The 19,549-nt window shown below is 68.6% G+C and carries 19 protein-coding genes; 8 read left to right on the forward strand and 11 right to left on the reverse strand.

The window, feature by feature from the left end:
• Positions 1 to 2 precede the first annotated feature (2 nt).
• The 4 genes from WG922_RS20250 to WG922_RS20265 form a co-directional block, all read right to left on the reverse strand.
• On the reverse strand, positions 3 to 350 hold the full coding sequence (locus WG922_RS20250; protein WP_340284808.1) for a hypothetical protein: 348 nt from the start codon (positions 348 to 350) through the stop codon (positions 3 to 5).
• Between the two features lie 163 nt (positions 351 to 513).
• The gene (locus WG922_RS20255; RefSeq protein WP_340284809.1) at positions 514 to 1,512 is read right to left on the reverse strand and encodes a Bug family tripartite tricarboxylate transporter substrate binding protein; all 999 of its coding nucleotides are present in this window, start codon (positions 1,510 to 1,512) and stop codon (positions 514 to 516) included.
• Positions 1,513 to 1,551: 39 nt separating this feature from the next.
• A complete protein-coding gene (locus WG922_RS20260; RefSeq protein ID WP_340284810.1) occupies positions 1,552 to 3,420 on the reverse strand; it encodes a hydantoinase B/oxoprolinase family protein in 1,869 nt (622 codons plus the stop codon).
• On the reverse strand, positions 3,421 to 5,499 hold the full coding sequence (locus tag WG922_RS20265) for a hydantoinase/oxoprolinase family protein (RefSeq protein WP_340284811.1): 2,079 nt from the start codon (positions 5,497 to 5,499) through the stop codon (positions 3,421 to 3,423).
• 107 nt (positions 5,500 to 5,606) lie between these two features.
• Here WG922_RS20265 and WG922_RS20270 point away from each other — a divergent pair, with 107 nt between their 5' ends.
• Both WG922_RS20270 and WG922_RS20275 read left to right on the forward strand, forming a co-directional pair.
• The gene (locus tag WG922_RS20270) at positions 5,607 to 6,539 is read left to right on the forward strand and encodes a LysR family transcriptional regulator (RefSeq protein ID WP_340284812.1); all 933 of its coding nucleotides are present in this window, start codon (positions 5,607 to 5,609) and stop codon (positions 6,537 to 6,539) included.
• Between the two features lie 235 nt (positions 6,540 to 6,774).
• Positions 6,775 to 7,944, forward strand: a complete 1,170-nt coding sequence (locus WG922_RS20275; RefSeq protein ID WP_340284826.1) for a DnaJ domain-containing protein — start codon at positions 6,775 to 6,777, stop codon at positions 7,942 to 7,944.
• Positions 7,945 to 8,040: 96 nt separating this feature from the next.
• Here the strand turns inward: WG922_RS20275 and WG922_RS20280 are convergent, their stop codons facing one another.
• The gene (locus tag WG922_RS20280) at positions 8,041 to 8,319 is read right to left on the reverse strand and encodes a YkvA family protein (RefSeq protein WP_340284813.1); all 279 of its coding nucleotides are present in this window, start codon (positions 8,317 to 8,319) and stop codon (positions 8,041 to 8,043) included.
• Between the two features lie 231 nt (positions 8,320 to 8,550).
• Here WG922_RS20280 and WG922_RS20285 point away from each other — a divergent pair, with 231 nt between their 5' ends.
• On the forward strand, positions 8,551 to 9,468 hold the full coding sequence (locus WG922_RS20285; protein WP_445322863.1) for an MBL fold metallo-hydrolase: 918 nt from the start codon (positions 8,551 to 8,553) through the stop codon (positions 9,466 to 9,468).
• Positions 9,469 to 9,627: 159 nt separating this feature from the next.
• Here WG922_RS20285 and WG922_RS20290 read toward each other — a convergent pair whose 3' ends face one another.
• The 6 genes from WG922_RS20290 to WG922_RS20315 are packed head-to-tail and all read right to left on the reverse strand — an operon-like array spanning position 9,628 to position 14,495.
• The gene (locus tag WG922_RS20290; RefSeq protein WP_340284814.1) at positions 9,628 to 10,866 is read right to left on the reverse strand and encodes an NAD(P)/FAD-dependent oxidoreductase; all 1,239 of its coding nucleotides are present in this window, start codon (positions 10,864 to 10,866) and stop codon (positions 9,628 to 9,630) included.
• Positions 10,863 to 11,216 (reverse strand): RidA family protein, encoded by a 354-nt coding sequence (locus tag WG922_RS20295; RefSeq protein ID WP_340284815.1) that lies wholly within the window; start codon positions 11,214 to 11,216, stop codon positions 10,863 to 10,865. Before WG922_RS20295 ends, WG922_RS20290 begins: the two co-directional genes overlap by 4 nt.
• A 41-nt stretch (positions 11,217 to 11,257) precedes the next feature.
• On the reverse strand, positions 11,258 to 12,526 hold the full coding sequence (locus tag WG922_RS20300; protein WP_340284816.1) for a CaiB/BaiF CoA transferase family protein: 1,269 nt from the start codon (positions 12,524 to 12,526) through the stop codon (positions 11,258 to 11,260).
• A gap of 1 nt (position 12,527) precedes the next feature.
• On the reverse strand, positions 12,528 to 13,520 hold the full coding sequence (locus tag WG922_RS20305; protein WP_340284817.1) for a Bug family tripartite tricarboxylate transporter substrate binding protein: 993 nt from the start codon (positions 13,518 to 13,520) through the stop codon (positions 12,528 to 12,530).
• A 44-nt stretch (positions 13,521 to 13,564) separates the two neighbouring features.
• Entirely contained in the window at positions 13,565 to 14,005 is a 441-nt protein-coding gene (locus WG922_RS20310) for a MaoC family dehydratase (protein WP_340284818.1), read from the reverse strand.
• A 16-nt stretch (positions 14,006 to 14,021) separates the two neighbouring features.
• Positions 14,022 to 14,495, reverse strand: a complete 474-nt coding sequence (locus tag WG922_RS20315) for a MaoC family dehydratase (RefSeq protein ID WP_340284819.1) — start codon at positions 14,493 to 14,495, stop codon at positions 14,022 to 14,024.
• Between the two features lie 156 nt (positions 14,496 to 14,651).
• Between WG922_RS20315 and WG922_RS20320 the strand changes: the two genes are divergently transcribed.
• The 5 genes from WG922_RS20320 to WG922_RS20340 all read left to right on the forward strand — a co-directional run bounded on the left by WG922_RS20320 (position 14,652) and on the right by WG922_RS20340 (position 19,366).
• Positions 14,652 to 15,413, forward strand: a complete 762-nt coding sequence (locus tag WG922_RS20320) for an IclR family transcriptional regulator domain-containing protein (RefSeq protein ID WP_340284820.1) — start codon at positions 14,652 to 14,654, stop codon at positions 15,411 to 15,413.
• 146 nt (positions 15,414 to 15,559) lie between these two features.
• Positions 15,560 to 16,540 carry a tripartite tricarboxylate transporter substrate binding protein gene (locus WG922_RS20325; RefSeq protein WP_340284821.1) on the forward strand — a complete coding sequence of 327 codons (981 nt, stop codon included), beginning with the start codon at positions 15,560 to 15,562 and terminating at the stop codon, positions 16,538 to 16,540.
• Positions 16,537 to 17,814 carry an FAD-dependent monooxygenase gene (locus WG922_RS20330; RefSeq protein ID WP_340284822.1) on the forward strand — a complete coding sequence of 426 codons (1,278 nt, stop codon included), beginning with the start codon at positions 16,537 to 16,539 and terminating at the stop codon, positions 17,812 to 17,814. Before WG922_RS20325 ends, WG922_RS20330 begins: the two co-directional genes overlap by 4 nt.
• A gap of 29 nt (positions 17,815 to 17,843) precedes the next feature.
• Positions 17,844 to 18,818: a tripartite tricarboxylate transporter substrate binding protein gene (locus WG922_RS20335; RefSeq protein ID WP_340284823.1), complete on the forward strand. Its 975-nt coding sequence runs from the start codon at positions 17,844 to 17,846 to the stop codon at positions 18,816 to 18,818.
• Positions 18,819 to 18,820: 2 nt separating this feature from the next.
• Complete coding sequence (locus WG922_RS20340) at positions 18,821 to 19,366, forward strand: cupin domain-containing protein (protein WP_340284824.1); 546 nt, start codon at positions 18,821 to 18,823, stop codon at positions 19,364 to 19,366.
• Positions 19,367 to 19,549 lie beyond the last annotated feature (183 nt).

The raw sequence follows: 19,549 nt of genomic DNA on the forward strand, positions 1-19,549 counted from the left end.
CATCAGTGCGGAATGTGACGCTCGTACGACCAGTACGACAGCAGGCGCCCCACGAGCAGCCAGGCGTTGAAGCACGCCAGGATGATCAGCGGCTCGCCGAAGATGCGCTGGTCCGGCACGCCGCCCGCGATGGTCGCTCCGACCAACAGCACCGCCAGCAGCAGTGCGTTGAACGCGACCCACGAGAACAGCCGGTTGATGGGCCAGCCGGGTTTGCGCAACCAGGGCAGCTGTTCGCTGTGAAGCCGGTAGCACCGGTTGTGCATCGGCTTGAGCACGCGACCGCCGATGGAGAAGTCGGCCCGGCGTCGAATGGGTTCACCGCACCCGGCGCACAGAACTTTCGACATCACAGGCTCCTCTCGGGCGGATCGATGCGGCGGAGTGTAAGGTGCAGCGTGCTGCTCCCGGAAGCGGCCCGGCCCTTGCGGCGGCCAGCGCGCATGCGGCGATTTGCACGTCGTGCGCGACCGTCCGATCTGGCGGGCACCTGCTGCGCAGCGCCAAGCAGCTTCAATCCACTTTCAGCCCGATCTCCTTGATCAGCGTGCGCATGCGCTCCATCTGCGCGGTCAGCGCCTGCTTGAATTCGGACGGCGAGCTGGACAGGGGCACGAAGCCCTGGGCGCTGAACTTCTGCTGCACCGCCGGTGTCGCCATCGCGCGCACGATGGCCGAGTGGAGCTTGTCCACGAGTTCGGGCGGCGTCTTGCCCGACACCATGATGCCTGCGCCGCTAGAGACGTCGAACCCGGCAAACCCGGATTCGGCGATGGTCGGCACATCCGGCAACTGGGGCCAGCGCTTGGCGGAGGTCACCGCGATGGGCTTCACCCGGCCGCTTCGCAGCTGGCCCAGTGCTGCGGCGTCGAAGACGCTGAAATGCACCTGGTCACCCATCAGCGACGTAAGCGCGCCGCTGGTGCCGCGGAAGGGAACATGCGTCGCCTTGATGTTGGCGCGTCGCAGGAACATCTCGGTGGTCAGGTGCGGGCCCGCCCCGTTGCCGGTGGACGCGTACGTGAGCGGTTGCGGTGATGACTTTGCGAGTTCGACCAGCTCGGACACGCTGGAAACCTTCAGGGTGGGCGAGACCGACAGCACGAACGGCGCGTCCGCGATCAACGACACGGGCGCGAGGTCGGTTGCCGGATCGTAGGGAAGCTGCGAATACAGATTGGCCGAGGTGGCATAGGACAGGACATACGCGAGATACAGGGTGTGACCATCGGGCGGAGACTGCGCCACGTGGGCCGAGGCGACCGTGGTTCCCGCACCGGGCTTGTTCTCGATGATGACGGGCTTGTCCCAGATCTCCGCAAGGCGCTCGCCGAGGATGCGAGCAGACGCGTCGGCCGAGCCGCCCGGACTGAACGGCACCACGATGCGCACTACCTTGCTGGGGAAGTTGGTCGCCGAGGCATCGGCGGTTTGCGCAAAGGCGGGCAATGCCGCCGCCACGCACAAGGCGCCCGCGAACGCGATCGTCGTACGGCGAAGGATCTTTCTCATGCTCATGTCTCCTGGTCGGTTGTGAACTATGGAAACGCTTCAGCAGCAGCGCCCTGGCAGTCGTGAAAGTCCGCCCGAGCGAAACATCGTTCCGGCAAGCGGAGAACTTGCCTCGTGGGTGTCGTCCTGCGCATCGGTCGGTTCGCCCCGGTTGGCCATTTCCGCTCGACGCGTTGCGGTCGCTTGCACGTCGATGTGGCCGTCGTCCGAAAAGACGATGCCGTAGACCTTGGCGGCGCGACCGGCCGATACGTATCCCTGCAGGATGTCGAGCTCGACGCGCTCGATCGGCCGCTCGAGCGGGCTGCCGTATCCGCCGCCGCCGCCGGAACGCAGGACGTAGCGCTCTCCCGGCTTCAGGGCCCGTGCCAGCACCTTGCCGCTTGGAAAGAATGTTTCCGCTTCGCCATCGAGCTGGACCGACACCTGGTTGCCGGCGCCCGACAGGCCCCCGAAGAGGCCCCACGGTCGGCAGTGGGTTCGGTCCACCTGGCAGTTGAACATCAGGTTGCCTGTCGCGCGGCCCACCTTTTCGGTTCCCAGGCCTCCCTGCCAGGTGCCGGCACCGCCCGAATCCCTGCGTAGCTGGTACCTCTCGATCACGACCGGGTACTTGGCTTCGAGTTGTTCGATGGGAGCGTTGTGGGTGTCGCCGTCATTGATGCAGATGGTGGCGTGCGAACCGTCGGAGCCGCGCTTGGCGCCCCAGCCGCCTCCGATCAGCCCACCCGAAAAGATCACGAGCTGCCCGTCGGGGCGGCGCGTGTTGATGATGGCCGACATCAGGTCTGCGTGGTGGCCTGCGATGACGCGGTCGGGAATGGCGGGCGCGAGCGCCTTGAAGATGGTGTCGACCACCGTCATCGGAAACGTCATCCACCAGCGCATGGCAGCCGGCCGCACGGCGCTGACGATGCGCCCGGGCGGCAGGACGATCTTGAGCGGCCGGAAGCTGCCTTCGTTGATGGGCCGCTCGAGCGCCGACGTGAGGCACTTGAATGCCACCTGGCAGCAGGCCCGACCGGCGGCCTCGCCGGAGTTGTAGAAACCCTTGACCTGTTCGCCGACGTCGGTGAGATCGATCTCCATCTCGTCGCCGGCCACCGTCACCTTCACGCGGATCGGAATCCTGCGTCCCGATGCGACGCCGTCGTCGTCCATGTACGACGCGGCTTCGTAGACACCGTCGGGGATACTGCGCACGTGTTCCCGAGCGACCGCCTCGGTGTGATCCATGATCGCGTCGATGCCGGCAAGCACGGGTTCCGTCCCGTAGCGGCGCAGCAGTTCCGAAAAGCGCCGGGCGCCCATCTTCACCGCCGCGACCTGCGCATTCAGGTCGCCGTTGGCCCGGTCTGGTACGCGCACGTTCATGCGGATGATGGCAAGGATGTCCTTGTTGACGACGCCTTCGCGCTCGTACTTGACGATCGGCATCTGCAGCCCTTCGGAGTAGATGTCGGTGGTCATGCCGTCCAGCACCCCGCCGATGTCCACCCAGTGCGCCATGCACGCGGTGAACGCCACCAGGCGACCGTCCTCGTGCACGGGCACGACGAAAGTCATGTGGTTCAAGTGGCTGCCGGTGATGTAGGCGTCGTTGGTCAGCAGCACGTCGCCGGGCCTGAGATCTTCCACGCCGAAGTGCCCGATCATGGCCTTGACCGTGTCGCTCATCCCCCGGATGAACATCGGCAGCCCGATGCCGATGGAGACGGTTTCGCCCTGCGCATCGAACACGCCGACGGTGAAGTCCTGCGCCTCGTAGATGATCATGTTGTAGGCGGTGCGCATGAGGATCGCCTTCATCTCTTCGGTGATGGCCACCAGTCCGTTGCGCACGATTTCCGTGATGACGGGATCGTCCGCGCCGGTGCGCAGCGTGGCCCCTGCTGTGCTGGTCAACATTCAGCTTCTCCCGATATGAATGACGAGGTCGCCCCAGGGGCTGACCTCCAGGCGGTCGCCGGGCAAGATCACGGTGGTGGACGCGTGCTCCTCTACCAAAACCGGGCCGTCCATCGAATTGCCAGCCTGGAGGTCCGTCCTCTGCACCACCGGCGTATCCAGAAAGCCGCCGGCGTCGCTGAAGTAGACGCTGCGCCTTTCGTATGCGGCTGCCCCGGCGGCTTCGGACAGGCGCTGGCTCTGCGGCTTGGGCAAGTACCCGATGACGGAGGTATGCAGGCTCACGATCTCGCACGGCGCGGCCGGCGTGCTGAAGCCGTAGCGACGCGCGTGCGTGTCGTCGAAGTGTTTCTTGATGCCTGCGAGGTCGTCGGTCTCGAACAGCACCGCAGGAAGGTCCACGGTGACCGAATGCTCCTGGCCGACGTAGCGCATGTCGGCTGCCCGGCGAGTCGTGAGCCCGTGCTCGTCGGGTACTTCCGCCTTCAGCGACGTGCGGCCCTCTGCCTCCATCCCCGCGTAGATCGCCTCCATCTCGCGCAGGTCCATGCTGGCAAGCGGGCGGAACCAGGTCTTCACAAAATCGCGCCGCAGGTCGGCCACCAGCATTCCATAAGCGGAGAAGTGGCCGGGCGAGGGCGGAATGATGACCTTGGGAATACGCAGTTCGCGCGCGATCAGGCTGGCGTGCAACGGTCCGGCGCCACCGTAGGCGACCATCGTGAAGTTGCCGGCGTCGAGCCCGCGCTCGGTGGTGACGCGCGTGACCACGTGCGACATGGTGGTGGCTGCGATGCGGATGATGCCGTCCGCCGCGGCGACCACCTCGATGCCCAGGGGCTCGGCGACGTGCGTGGCCAGCGCCTTGCGCGCCTTCTCTACGTCCAGGGGCATTTCCCCGCCCAGGAAGCGGTCAGCGCTCAATCGGCCGAGCACGAGGTTGGCGTCCGTCACCGTGGGATGCGTTCCCCCGCGCCCGTAGCAGGCGGGCCCCGGCACGGCACCGGCGCTCTGCGGACCGACGCGAAGGCCGCCGCCGGCCTCTACGCGTGCCAGGCTGCCTCCGCCCGTGCCGACCTCCTGGATGTCGATCAGGGGTACCTGGATCGGCAGTCCGGACGCATACCCCCCGATCATGATGCTGCCTGCCATCACGACTTCACCGGCGTGCACCACGCCCGCCTTGGCGGTCGTTCCACCCATGTCGAACGCGATCGCATCGGGCAGTCCCAGGCGCTGGCACACGGCCCGCGTGCCGATCACGCCCGCCGCGGGTCCGGACTCGAGCATGCGGATGCACTCGCTCTGCGCCGTGCGCACATCGAAGAGGCCGCCGCTGGACTGCACCACGTAGAACGTTCCCTGGAAGTCTTCGCGCGCGAGCCGGTCATCGACTTCGGCCAGATAGCTGTGCACGCGCGGCCCCACATAGGCGTTGGCAGCCACCGTCGAGGTGCGCTCGAACTCGCGGTATTCCTGCGAGATCTCATGCGAGGCGGTGATGAACTTGCCGGGGCAGAGCGCCTGCAGGCGGCGCTTGGCATGCATCTCGTGCGCCGCATTGGCGTATGAATGCAGGAACAGGATGGCCACCGCTTGTGCCTGCTCCTCGCGCAGCTGGCGCGCGATGGCTTCCAGCTCGTCTTCCGCGAGCGGTATCAGCACCTCGCCTCGCGCGCTCATGCGTTCCGTGAGCTCGTAGGTCCAGGAGCGCTGGACGAGCGGTTCGTGCTTGGTGAAGAACAGGTTGTAGGCATCCGGGCGGTTGATCCGCCCGATTTCGTAGATGTCGCGGAAGCCCCGTGTGGTGATCAGCGCGGTCCTTGCGCCGCTGCGCTCCAAGATCGTGTTGATCGCCACCGTCGTTCCGTGCAGGAAGAGGCGCGCCTCGTCCAACGGCGGCCCGGCTTTGTGCACGCCCGTCACGATTCCCTCGATGAGGCTCTCCGGCGTCGTGAGCGTCTTGCCGAAAAACGAGCGTCCCGTCTCTTCGTTGAACGTCACGACGTCGGTGAAGGTTCCCCCGACGTCCGCGGCTACGCGGTGCGTGCGCGGCTGCATGAGTGCGCTGTCTGCCATGTCGCTTCAGAAGTGATGTCGATAAGGGCAGTCTCAGGGGCGCTCGATATACTGTCCAATACCATCGCGCGCTGCGAGCGATACCCGGTGGGTATGGGAGCATCCTCTTGGAACTACGGCTTCTGCGCTACTTCGTCGCTGTCGCGGAGGAACTGAACCTCAGCCGCGCCGCTGTCCGGCTTCACCTTTCGCAGCCGCCGCTGACCCGGCAGATCCGCCAGCTCGAGAAGGAAGTCGCAGCCCGCCTGTTCGAGCGCAACGCCCGCGGTGTCGAGCTGACCGATGCCGGAAGGCTGTTCCTGGAAGACGCACGCAACATCCTCGACATGGTCTCGCGTGCCTCCGAGCGCGCCACCAGCGCCCACCACGGCCATATCGGGCGGCTTCATGTCGCGGTCTTCGGCTCCGTCATGTTCGACCGGCTGCCGCTCCTGCTCGCGCAGTTCCGCTCGGACCATCCGGGCGTCGAACTGGTCTTCCACACGATGAACAAGGGCGACCAGATCGAAGCACTGCGGCAAGGTCGCATCCACGCGGGCTTCAGCCGCCTCACTGCGAACTACCCGGACATCGCGACGCAGACCCTGCAGCACGAGCGGCTGTTCGTGGCGCTTCCCGCGGACCATCGCCTGCTGCAACGCACGCGCCTGGGCATCAAGGATCTTGCGGGCTGTCCTCTGGTCTTGTTCGCGAGCGGACCGCGCCCCAATTTCACCGATGTCGTGTTCTCGCTGTTCGAGCGTCACGGCCTGCGCCCCACGCTCGCCCAGACGGTCGAAGATGCCGTGACGGGCATTGCCCTGGTCGCAGCGGGTTTCGGGGCGTGCCTGGTGCCCGAATCAGCCGCCTACGTCCAGATTCCCGGCGTGGCGTTCCGTGCGCTCGAAGCGGCCTCGAACCGGCTTCTGGATGTGAACTGCATCTATCTGCAAGACCACGGCTCGCCGGTGACGGCGGAGTTCGTACGCGCGGTGCAGGCGTTCGGACCCGGTGGCGCCGTGAAGACCAGGCCAGCTGCCGTACGCGCAGCGCCCCGGTGACGCGTTCGCAGACGATTCGGCCTGCGTCTGGCGTGTGCGCACCGCGCGGGCCTGCCGACGCTGCGCAAGCCTCGCGCTGATCTCCGCTCGCATGCGGCCGCCAGCAACGCTGGCCGCAACCCTGTCACGGTTCACCTGCGTACATGCCGCAACGTGCGCACCGGCCGGGGCGAGTCGCGTCGGCTCCACTACGATGCCGCGCTGCAGCACATCAGGGACGGAGCGCGCATTGAACGTGGACGACTGCTATCAGGAGCTGGGCCTCGCGCCGGGCTCCAGCGATGCCGAAGTGAAGGCCGCCTGGCGCCGGCTCGCCGCGCGCTGGCACCCTGACCGCAACGACAGCCCCGAGGCGCTGCGCAAGATCCAGCGGATCAACCGTGCCCTCGAAGAAATCCGAAGATCCAGGCGCGGTGCGGTCGGTGAAGACGGAGCGCGCGATGAGCGCGGCGCGAGCGACGCGGAGGACGCGCAGGACGCGCAGGACGCGCAGGACGCGCAGGACGCGGAAGGCGCAGAGAACTCCACGCATGCGCAGGGCGCCGGTCCGGGTGCACACAGGGACGACACGGCGTGTGGTGCACAGGATGCTGCGCCGTCGGATACCGTCGCGCAGCACACGCAGCACCTCACGCTGGAGGAAATCGCGAGCGGCTGTGTGCGCGAGTTGCGCGGGGAGGTGGTGGAGGACTGCGCCAGCTGCCAGGGCAGCGGCTTGCAGGCCGAGCCGGTCAGGTGCGGCGCCTGCGGCGGAGCCGGTCGTCTGGCGCAGGCGCTGTGGTTTGCCTGGATGTCGTCCACGGTGGAATGCGGCGCGTGCCAGGGGGCAGGCACGACGAGGCCGGCCTGCACGGACTGCGGCGCGAGCGGAAAGGCGCCTGCGACGAAGTACCGCTGCAGCGTGCAGATCCCGCCTGGGGTGCGGCCGGGCCAGGTGCTCGAGGCGGTGGCGCGCACGCAGGGCAGGGCGAAGGCGCGGACCATAAGCTTGCGGGTCCGTGTGGAGCTGCGGCCGCACGCGCTGTTCGAGGTCGATGACGGTGGAACCGTCACCTGCGAGTTGCCGGTCGATGGCTTCGCCTGGATGGCGAACCGCTGGATCGACGTGCCGACCCCGCGCGGGCCGCAGCAGATGCGGCTTCGGCGCGGCGTCCTGAACTACCGCATCGCGGGCGCGGGGCTTGCCTGGCAGGAGGACGCACGCTGCGCGCCTTGCATCGTCACGGTGACGCCGCTGTTTCCGGACGAATTCAGCGTGCAACAGCAGTCCCTGATCGACCGGCTGGTGAAGACCAACACGGCCGCCGCAGACACGCCGAACGGCGACCGGATGGCCAACTGGGTCTTGAAGATGGCGCAATGGCAGGAAGCGATGGGCGAGGCTGCGCCGCCACGGGCCGACTGAGCTTCTCCGGCACGCGTGGAGGTCCTGCACGCATCGACGACGCGCGGCCGCTCGCTGCGCAGCCTTTGATGCGAAACCGTTGCGGCGTCGCCCGCGTCAGGCGCGCCTTCCCCCTGCGGAGATGCTGCGCGCCACCTCCGGCGGCAAGCGATCCAGCAACCAGCGGATCGCCAGCGGCAGCAGCACCAGGTCATCGACGACGCCCAGGACAGGGATGACGTCCGGGATCAGGTCGGCGGGCGAGATCAAGTACAGCACCAGCAGCACGGACGCCAGCTTGAACCAGCCGGGAGACTGCGGGTGCCGCAGGGCACGCCAGAACTGCAGTGCGTCGCCGCGCACCACCCGCCACAGAACGAAGAACCGTTTCCACATGCTCAGCACAATGCGGCCGCAGGTGCCCGATTGCAACCGCGGGTCGGTAACAGGCTGTGGCGCGACGGCAGAATTGCTCGCGGCGCGAGGATCGTCGAAGGCGGAGATCGACATCGCCGAGGCGCGTGAGCGGTCCCTGGCGGACCTTGTGTCGGCGCATTCCCTGCGCATAGCATGCGCAAGGACGGGTCGAGTCCAGCTGAGATCCGCCGTCCGTTCAGGAGTGCGCACATGAACGCCAGCATGGGCCCGACCCTGCAGACGCAGGGCTTCTACGACCGGTCCACGGGAACGGTCTCTTACGTGGTGTGGGACGCGGCCACCCGTGCCGCAGCGGTGATCGACCCCGTGCTCGACTTCGACAGCAAGTCGGGCCACACCGCCACGAGGTCGGCCGACGGGCTGCTCGCCTTCCTGCACGGCAAGGAGTTGCGCCTCGCGTGGATCCTGGAGACACACGCGCACGCGGACCACCTGTCGGCGGCGCGCACGCTGCAGGAGCGCGCGGGCGGGCGCATCGCGATCGGCGAGAACATCCGCCAGGTGCAGACCACGTTCAAGACGCTGTACAACCTGGGCCGCGAGTTCCTGCCGGACGGGCGCCAGTTCGACCATCTGTTCGCCGACGGCGAGAGCTTCATACTCGGTGACCTCGAGGCCACGGCGATGCTGGTGCCGGGGCACACGCCGGCCGACATGGCCTATCGCATCGGCGACGCCGTCTTCGTGGGCGACACACTGTTCATGCCGGATGTCGGCACCGCCCGTGCCGACTTCCCCGGGGGCGATGCGCGCACGCTCTATCGCTCCATCCGCCGACTGCTCGACCTTCCGGGCGCGACACGGATGTTCGTGTGCCACGACTATCCGCCCCAGGGCCGCGAGCCGTGCTGGGAGACCACCGTGCGCGAGCAGCGCGAGAGGAACGTCCACGTGCACGACGGCATCACCGAGGATGCCTTCGTGGCCATGCGAACGGCGCGCGACGCGAGCCTCGAGGCACCGTCGCTGATCCTGCCCTCGCTGCAGGTGAACATCCGCGGCGGCCAGTTGCCGGAGCGGGAAGCCAACGGAGTGGCCTACCTGCGCATTCCCTTGAATGCACTGCGTACCGTCGGCTCCATGCCGGCGCGCCACGGAAGCGCTTGAGCGTGCGGCGCGGCCGCAAGCCTGCGCTCCGCGGAGGCGATTCGTCGCAAGAGCGCGGCGGCAGCCGCCTGCTACGCAAAAGCCCCGCCTGCAATTGCTCGACGGTGCCACCCTCCGCCGGGCTTGCCGCCCGACAGCCGTCATGGGAGCGAAAATGAATCAGCCGAAGCGAGCCGGCGCGTAGGGCTTCGGATCGACCACGGTAGGTGTGCCGTCGAGCATTTCGGCCAGCAGCCGACCGCTCACCGGCCCCATGGTGAAGCCCTGGTGGGCGTGGCCGAAGTTGAACCACAGCCCGCGGTGGCGCGGCGCGGGCCCGATGAGGGGCAGCATGTCGCCGGTGCAGGGCCGCGCGCCCATCCAGGGCCGGTCCGCCGCATCGCCCAGCTCGAACAGCTCATTGGCGAGCTGTTTGGCGCGATCGACCTGCACCGGGGTGGCGGGCGCGTCCAGCAGCGCGAACTCGGCGCCCGTCGTGAGCCGCACGCCCTGCGCCATGGGCGCGAGCACCAGGCCTGCGTCGGCGTCCAGCATCGGCAGGCGCGGGCCGCTGCCGCGGTAGTGGCTGTGGTAGCCGCGCTTGACGAAAAGGGGGAAGCGGTAGCCCAGCGTGCGCACCAGCGCGTCCGACCAGGGGCCCAGCGCCAGCACGGCGTGTTCGGCCTCCACGGTGCCGGAGCCGGTGCGTACCGACCAGCCGCTGCCGCAGGGGCGCAGGGTGTTCGCGTCGCCCCGCGCGAACTCGCCGCCCTCGCGGGCCAGCAGGGCGGCATACCGGGCGACCAGCTCGCCGGGGTCGCTGACGGTCCAGGGGTCGAGCCAGTGAACCGCACCGGCGAGCCCTGCGTCCGCGCGCAGCCCGGGCTCGGCCCGGCGCAGGGTGGCGCCGTCGAGCAGTTGCAGGCGGATGCCGAAGGTGCTGGCCAGCGAGTGTGCGCGTGCCGCCGCGCGTTCGAAGCTCGCGTCGCTGCGGAACACGGCGTGGTAGCCGTCGCGCCGCACCAGGTCTTCGGCGCCGGCGCGCGCGATCAGCGGGGCGTGCTCGGAGGTGGAGTGCTCGATCAGGCGCGCGTACAGGGCGGAGATCGCCGCGTGGGTGCGCGGACGCGAATGGCTCCAGTACATCCGCAAGCCGTGCGCGATGGCGGGCAGCGCGCGCAGGTGGTAGTGCACCGCCGCGCCGCGCTTGAGCGCCACGTTCGCGAGCACCGACCAGTCCTGGGGGAACGCATAGGGTTCCACCGCCTCGCGCTGGATGATCCCTGCATTGCCGTAGGAGGTTTCGCGGCCCGGCTCGCGGCGGTCCACCAGGACCACGCGATGGCCGCGCATCGCCAGGTGCAGCGCCGTGCAGGTGCCGACGATGCCGGCCCCCAGAACCAGCACCTGCGCGCTCATGAACGGGCGTGCGCCACCACCGTGAGCTCCAGCAGCGCCTGCGCGCGCATGAGGTCGGCGCGGACGGTGGTGCGCACCGGGTAGGGAACCGGCAGGCGCGATGCGTATGCGCGGTTGAACGCGGCGAAGTCGGCGGCGTCCACGAGATAGGCGGTGACCGACACGATGTCGGCGAGCCCGAGCCCTTCGGCGCGCAGGGTCGCCTCGATGCGATCGAGCGTGAGATGCGTCTGCGCCTCGATGCCCTGCGGAACCGCGCCATCGGCGCCGATGGGCAGCTCGCCGGCGAGAAAGAGCAGGTCGCCTGCGCGGCGGGATTTGGAGAGGGGAGGGGTGGGCGCTTGGGTCATGGCGAAGCATTATCCGCACGCGCCCGAAGGCGCGGGAACCGCTAGACGATCCGCTGCTCGCGCAGCGCCGCGACGTCGTCCGAAGTCAATCCGAGCAGGGACGTCAGCACGTCCTCCGTCGAGTCGCCCAGCCGGGGCGGGGCGCGCTCGACCACCGGGGGCGTGGCGGTCAGGCGCAGCGGGCTTGCGATGGTGGAGACCACCGTCCCGTCACCGCGCGGTACATCGACGCGCAGCCCGCGGTGGCGCACCTGCGGATCCTGGAAGACCTGCTCGTAATCGTTGATCGGGCCGCAAGGCACCCCCCGTGCTTCGAGGCGTTCGAGCCATTCGGCGCGCGAGCGCGTGAGCATGGTGCGGGCGAGTTCGGGCACGAGTTCGTTGCGCCCGGTGATGCGTCCCGTCACCTTCGTCCAGCGCGGGTCGGCGGCGAGATCGGGCCGTTCGATGGCGGCGCAGTACTGCAGCCACTGGCCGTCGTTGCCTACGGCGACGACGATCTCGCCGTCGGCTACGGCGAACACCTGGTAGGGCACCAGGCTCGCGTGCGCGTTGCCATAGCGGCGCGGCGGCTCACCGGTGGCGAAGTAGCCGGTGACCTGGTTGCCGCCGAGCGCGACGATGCAGTCGAGCAGCGCCATGTCGATGTACTGGCCGGCGCCGGAGACCTCGCGGTGCTGGAGCGCCGCGAGGATGGCGATCGAAGCGTACATGCCTGTCATCACGTCCGCGATGGCGATGCCCGCCTTCTGCGGCCCGCCGCCGGGCAGGTCGTCGCGTTCGCCGGTGATGCTCATGAGGCCGCCCAGCGCCTGGAAGACGAAGTCGTAGCCGGGCTTGTGCGCGCTGGGGCCGTCCTGGCCGTAGCCGGTGATCGAGCAGTACACGAGCCGCGGGTTGATGGCCGAGAGCGTCGCGTAGTCCAGCCCATAGCGCTTGAGGTCACCGATCTTGTAGTTCTCGATCAGTACGTCGCTCATGGCGGCGAGCCGGCGCACGATCGCCTGGCCTTCCGGGCGCGCGATGTCGAGGGTGATCGACTTCTTGCCGCGGTTGGCGGCGGCGTAGTAGGTCGAATCGCGCGAGGCGCCGGCGGCGCCCTCGGCGTCGCTCACGGCGATCCAGGGCGGCCCCCAGCCGCGCGTGTCGTCGCCGCGGCCGGGCCGCTCCACCTTGATCACCTCGGCGCCCATGTCGGCGAGGTTCTGGCTGCACCAGGGGCCGGCGAGTACCCGGGAGAGGTCGAGCACGCGCAGGTGCGACAGGGCACCCGGTCCCCGCGGCCGGGCTGCGTCGATCGGCGCACCCACCTTATTCGACCTTCACCTTGGCGTCGTCGATCACCTTGGCCCACTTGTTCAGTTCGGAATCGACAAACTTGGCGAACTCGGCCTGGTTCATGCTGCCGGACTCGGCGCCGAGTTTGGCGTACTGGCTGCGAATGGCGGGGCTTTGCAGCGCCTGCACCACGTCACCGGCGATCTTCTCGCGCAGCTGCGGCTGCATGCCGCCCGGTGCGTACAGGCCGAACCAGGCGGTGGCCTCGAAGCCCTTGAGGCCCGACTCGTCGATGGTGGGCACGTCGGGCAGCGCCTGCGAGCGCTTGGCCGAGGTCACGCCGACGGGCCGCAGCTTGCCGGACTGGATGTGCTGGAGGACGCCGGGTATGGAGTCGAACATCACCGGGATCTGCCCGCCGAGCAGGTCGTTGAGCGCGGGCGCGGCGCCCTTGTACGGGATGTGCACCATGTCGATGCCGGCCATCGACTTGAACAGCTCGCCCGAGAGGTGGTTGGCTCCGCCCGTGCCGGTGGAGCCGAAGCTCACCTTGCCGGGGTTGGCCTTGGCGTGGGCGATGAACTCCTTGGTGGTCTTGGCGGGAAACGAAGGGTGCACCACGAGCACGTTCGGCACGGAAGCGACGAGCGCGATGGGCGTGAAGTCCTTGCGCGTGTCGTACTTGATGCTCTTGTACAGCGCGGGGTTGATCACGTGGTGCGTGGCCGTGAGCATCAGCGTGGTGCCGTCGGCCGGCATGCGCGCGAGCTGCTCCGAGAAGATGGTGCCGCTCGCGCCCGGGCGGTTCTCGACCACCACGGGTTGCCCCCAGCGGCCCTGCAGCTCGGTGGCGAGCTGGCGCGCGAGGATGTCGGTCGTGCCGCCGGGCGGGAAGGGCACGACGATCTTCACGGGCTGGGTCGGGAAGGCGGGCGCCTGCGCGAGCACGGGGGCGGCGGCAAAGAGCGCACCCGAGACGGCGAGGGCGGTGGCGCCGATCCGAAGGAACTTTCCGGGGAACTGCATGCGTGTCTCCTGTGGTGTGGTTGTCTGGTGGAGTGTGCGCCCGGTCAGGCCGCCAGCGGGAACTCGACCATGGCTTCGCCTGTGGCGACGACTTCCTCGCGCTGGTTGCGCACCTGCACGTCCAGCATGACCCAGCGGCTGCTTTGCGTGTCGCGGCTGGCGGTGACCACCGCCGTGGGCGTGATGGTGTCGCCCGGCTTGACCGGCTGTTTCCAGCGCGTCTCCAGCCGCTTCTGCATGCCGCCGAGCGGATAGACCCAGTCGGTGAGCATCTTCGTGATGACGCCGAAGTTGTTCATGCCGTGCATGATGATCCCGTCGAAGCGGGTCTTGCCGAAGCTGCCCTTCATGTACTCGTCGTCCAGGTGCAGCGGGTTGAAGTCGAGCGAGGCTTCGCAGAACGCGCGAATGGATTCGCGGGTGGGCGAGCAGGGCGTGCCGGTGATGCGGTGGCCGGTGTCGAAGCGGGGTGCGGCTTGTGTCATGTCGAGGTCCTCGGGCTCACATCGGGCGGATGGTCCAGCCGCGGCCGGAGCAGATCACCTGGTTGTGCTGGTTGAAGAACACGTTGTCGTGCACCACGAAAAGGCGGTCCTTCTTGATGAACTTGTCGAGCGCCCGCGCTTCGAGGCGGATGGTGTCGCCGGGCCGTGCGGGAATGTTGTAGCTCCATGACTGGCCGGCGTTCACCGTGCCGGGGCTGCGCATCCAGTCGTCGGGCGGCGTGCAGGAGAACATCAGCAGGATGTGGATCGCCGGCGGTGCGATGAGCCCCTTGTAGGGCGACGCCTTGGCATAGGCCTCGTCGAAATACAGCGGATGCAGGTCGCCGACGACGCGGCAGTATTTCTGGATGGCGTCCAGCGTGAGGGTGTAGGGCAGCGTCTTGCGCGGCTCGCCCGGGATGATCTCCTCCCAGGTCTTGCGCAACGCGTTGTCCTTCCAGAAGTCGGTTTCGAATGCGGTTTCGGTCATGGAAGCATGGAGGGGAAGTGAAGGATTGGCGAGGTGTCGTGGGCGTGGTTGAACAAGCGCGGCGGGAACGATAGAATGTCCGCCTAGCGGTTACTTGTGACCGCCTCGTGGTCATTATTGGGCGGCCGGTTTTCGGCTGTCAACCAAGGGAAATCCATGGCGACCCCCGAAAGCGAAAGTTTCGTGCGCACCTTCGCACGCGGCCTGAAAGTGATCGAAGCCCTCGGCAAGGCGGCTGGCGGGCAAACCCTGGCCGAGGTGGCCGAGACGGTGGAGCTGCCCCGCACGGTGGTGCGCCGTTTTCTGTTGACCCTGATCGACATGGCCTTCGTGCGCTCGGACGGCAAGCGCTACTGGCTCACCCCGCGGGTGCTGCGCCTGGGCCTGTCGTACCTGAATTCGCTGCCCTACTGGCGCGACGCGCAGCCGGCCCTGGAGGAGCTGTGCGCCCGCATCCGCCAGTCCTGCGCGCTCTCGGTGCTCGACGGCGAAGAACTGGTGTACGTGCAGCGCCAGCATGCCAAACGCATCCTGCCCATGAGCCCGTCGCTGGGCAGCCGGCTCCCCGCGCACGCGGTATCCATGGGGCGCGTGCTCCTGGCCGGCCTGCCGGACGAACAGCTCGACGACTACCTGCAGCACGCGAGCGTGTCGCGCCTCACGAGTGCCACGGTGACCGACCGCAGGAAGCTGCGGGAGGCCATCGAACTCGCGCGCGAGCAGGGGCACGCGTGGGTCGATGGCGAGCTCGACGAATCGATCTGCGGCCTGGCCGTGCCGGTGCGCGACCGCCAGGGCGCCACCATCGCGGCCCTGAACGTCAGCCTGACGTCCGGCCAGTTCACGCGCGAAGCGGCCATCGAGCAGTTCCTGGGCGAGCTGCGCAACACGGCGGCACGCCTGCGCGCCAGGGGGTAAGTGAGGGGAGCTGTCCCGCCCTAGGGACATCCCTGCCTTGCGAGGAGCTGCGTTCCTTCCCGATACTGAACGCAGAGCGGATCAGAACGTCCGCCAGGCGGACGAATTGCGTCCGACCCTCCACGCATTCCCGGAAGGAAAAGCCCATGCCCGAGTTCTCCCCCGTACGCCGTGCCCTGCTGGCCAGCGCGGCCGTCCTGGCCGCGGTGCCCTCCTTGTCGCGCGCGGCCGATCCCTATCCCAACCGCCCGATCCGCCTGCTGGTCGGTTTCGGCGCGGGCGGGCCCACCGACATCACCTTCCGCAAGCTCGCCGAGCTCGCATCCAAGCAGCTCGGCCAGCCCATCGTGGTGGTGAACAAGCCGGGCGCGGGCGCGACCCTGGCGCCATCGAGCATGGCCAAGTCGGACAAGCCCGACGGCTACACCATCGCCGCGGCTACCGCAGGCCTGCTGCGCGTGCCGCACATGCAGGCCGTGGACTGGGACCCGCTCAAGGACTTCACCTGGATCGCCGGCCTGGGCGGCTACACCTTCGTGCTGGCCGTGAACGCCGACTCGCCCTACAAGAGCGTGGCCGACCTCGTGGCCGACGCCAAGGCGAACCCCGGAAAGCTGAGCATCGGTACGGCCGGCGCAGGCACCACCATGCACCTGCTGGCCGAGGCCTTCGCCGGCATGGCGGGCGTGCAGGCCAACCACATCGGCTTCAAGAGCAGCAGCGAGAACGCGACCGCCTTGCTCGGAGGCCACACGGTGGCCAGCGTCGATGCGGTCGGCAGCCTGCTGCCGCACGTGCAGTCCGGCAAGCTGCGCGTGCTCATGTCCTTCGACGAGAAGCCTGCGGCGTGGATGCCTGGCGTGCCCACGGCCAAGTCGCTGGGCTATGACCTGGCGTACCCGGCGCCCTACGGCCTGGTCGGCCCGAAGGGCATGCCGCCCGAGATCGTGGCGCGCCTGAACACCGCGTTCAAGGCTGCGATCGACGATCCCGAATACGCGAAGCTGCTGGACCAGCTGCGCCAGACCTACTGGTACAAGGGGCCGCAGGAGTACCCGCAGTGGGCGGCCGATTTCTACCAGTCCGAGCGTTCGCTGGTAGGGCGGGCCAAGCTGCTCAAGCCGTGAGGATCCTCGTCGCCGGCGCGGGCATCGGCGGCCTGAACGCCGCGTTGAGCCTGCATGCGGCGGGCTTCTCCGATGTGACGGTCGTCGAGGCCGCGCGCGAGATACAGCAGGTCGGTGTCGGGCTCAACCTGCCGCCGCATGCGGTGCGTGAGTTGTCGGAGCTCGGCCTGGCCGCAGCCCTGGAACGCCAAGGCCATGCCACGCACGAGCTCGCGTATCACGATGCGAACGGCACGCTGATCTGGGCCGAGCCGCGCGGCGAGCGCGCGGGCTACCGCTGGCCCCAGTACTCCATCCACCGCGGCCGGCTGCAGCAACTGCTGCTCGCCGCCGTCCGCGACCGGCTCGGCCCGAATGCGGTCGTGACCGGCCAACGGGTCACCGCGCTGCGGCCGCAGCACGGCAGCGGCGTGGAGGTCACCACGCTGGATGCGCACAGCGGGGCGCGTTGCCGCCACGAGGCCGATCTGGTCGTCGGCGCCGACGGCATCCGTTCGGCCGTGCGCACCGCTTCGCTGGGCGCCGTGCCCCTGGCCACCAACGGCTGGACGATGTACCGCGGCGCTGCACGCGGTGCGGCGTTTCGCGGCGGGCACTGCATGGTCATCGTGGGCGACGAGCACCGGCGCGCAGTGGTCTATCCGATCGATGCGAACACCCTCAACTGGCTCATCGTGCGGCCGCAGCCCGGCGCGCCCGCGGGCGAGCCCGACCTGGGCAACTGGAACCGCGCCATCGCACCGGAGGACGTCGCGCGCTGGGTGGCCGACTGGCGCTTCCCCTGGCTGGACATCCCTGCGCTCGTGCGGGCTTCCGAACAGGCCTGGGAGTACCCCATGGCCGATATCGACCCGCAGCCCCGGTGGACCGCCGAAGGCGTGGCATTGCTGGGCGATGCCGCACATGCCATGTACCCGTTCGGCTCCAACGGCGCATCACAGGCCATCATCGACGGCCGCGTGCTCGCGCAGGAACTGGCGCGCCACGCAAGCGTCGGCGACGCCCTGCAGGCCTATGAAGCGCGACGTCGCCCGAGCGTGAGCGAGGTGCAGCTCGCCAACCGGCGGCAGGCGGGCGACGTGATGGCTCGGGTCAGCGCCATGGCGCGGGCACGGGATCACGGCGGGGCTGCGGCCGAGCTGCAGCAGATCGAGCGCCGCTACAAGGAGCTCGCCGGCTTCGACATCGACACCCTGAACGAGCGGCCATCGTTTAGTGTCCCGGGATGGACGCCGCCGCCCGAAGATGCGGGAGCGACATCGACACCGGCCTGACCACCCACCCAACAACAAGGAGATTTCCCATGCGAACCACAAGCTTTGCGCGCACCGTCGCGCGCGCAGGAGCCGCGGCGCTGCTGGCCTGCGGCGCCGTCGGCGGCACGCTCGCGCAGGAGCCGTACCCGAGCAAGTCCGTCGAGGTCATCGTGCCCTATGCCGCAGGCGGCGGCGTCGATGCCATGGCGCGCGCGTTCGCGCGTCAGGCAGCGCAGATCACCGGCCAGTCCTGGGCGGTGGTGAACCGCGACGGCGGGGGCGGTCTGGTGGGCTTCACGGCCATGGCCAATGCCGCGCCCGACGGCTACAAGGTGATGTTCTCGCCGGCGTCGGCGCTGACCAACGCGCCCTTCGTCACCCGCAGCATGCCGTTCAAGGCCGAACAGATCGAACCGGTGTGCCAGGTGTTCGAGAACGTGTTCGCGCTCGCGGTGCGGCCCGACTCGCCCATCACTTCGCTGCAGGACCTGGTGGCGCGCGCCAAGGCCGAGCCCGGCAAGCTGTCCTACGGCCATGCGGGGCCGGCGTCGGTGCCGCACCTGTCGGTGGCGGCGATGGAGAAGGCGCAGGGCCTGCGCTTCAACGGCATTCCCTACCGGGGCGACGGTGCCATGCTGCCCCAGCTGCTGGGCGGGCAAATCGATTTCGGGGCGCCCGCCATCTCGTCGATCGGCGGCAAGGGCCTGCGCGCGCTGGCCGTGCTCTCGGACAAGCGGCACCCCGCGCTGCCGGACGTTCCGGCGCTCACCGAGGCTGGCTTTCCGGCGGTGACGCCGGGGCTGAACGGCGTCTATGTGCCGGCTGGAACGCCCAAGCCCGTGGTCGACAAGCTGCAGGGACTGTGCAAGCAGGTGCTGGAGTCGGACGAATTCAAGAAGGCTGCGCAGACGATCCAGCAGATCCCGGCCTACCTGCCGGCCGACGCGTTCAAGCAGCGCATCGATCGCACCTACCGCATGCACGCCGACCTGGTTCCCGACCTGAACCTGGAGAAGAAGTAGCCATGGCCGACGACATGCAGCCGATCCGCCGCGTGCTCACGGCCGACGACGCGCAGGGCCGCTCCTTCATTGCCGAGGACGGCGCGTCGCCGGCGGTGCGGCTCGTGCCCGAGCGCCCGGGCTATCGCGTCACCAACGTGTGGCGCACGGCCGGCGACGGCGCGGTCGATGCACCCGACAGCATCGCGCAGCACCAGGGGGTCTCGCCGCCCAGGGGCGGCACGGTGCTTCGCATCATCGACTTCCCGCCCGAGCCCAGCGATCCGAAGGAACTCGAGCGCATGCTGCAGGCGACCTTCGGGGCCATCTACCGCGACGCCCAGCACAAGCCCAAGCCCGGGGAGCACCCGGGCATGCACCGCACCGACACGGTGGACTACGCCCTCATGCTCGAGGGCGAACTGGTGGCCATCATGGACACGCAGGAGACGGTGCTGCGCGCAGGCGATGTGCTGATCCAGCGGGGCACCAACCATGCGTGGGCGAACCGCAGCGGGCGGCCGGCGCGAGTGGCGTTCGTGTTGGTGGATGCACGACGGGGCGGCTGATCGATGCACGCCTGCGATGGCGCGATGGCGCGATGGCGCGTCGGCTGACGGCATGTTTTGTGTGCAGGTTCTGCGTTGATGTTTTTGTAGTCGAAGCGAGGCGCCGGGAGTTCGCCCCGGCGGGCGACCTACTTTCTTTGCTTCGCCAAAGAAAGTAGGCAAAGAAAGGCGACCCCGGTGTCT

Source organism: Ramlibacter sp. AN1015 (assembly GCF_037726105.1).
Lineage (GTDB): Bacteria > Pseudomonadota > Gammaproteobacteria > Burkholderiales > Burkholderiaceae_C > Ramlibacter.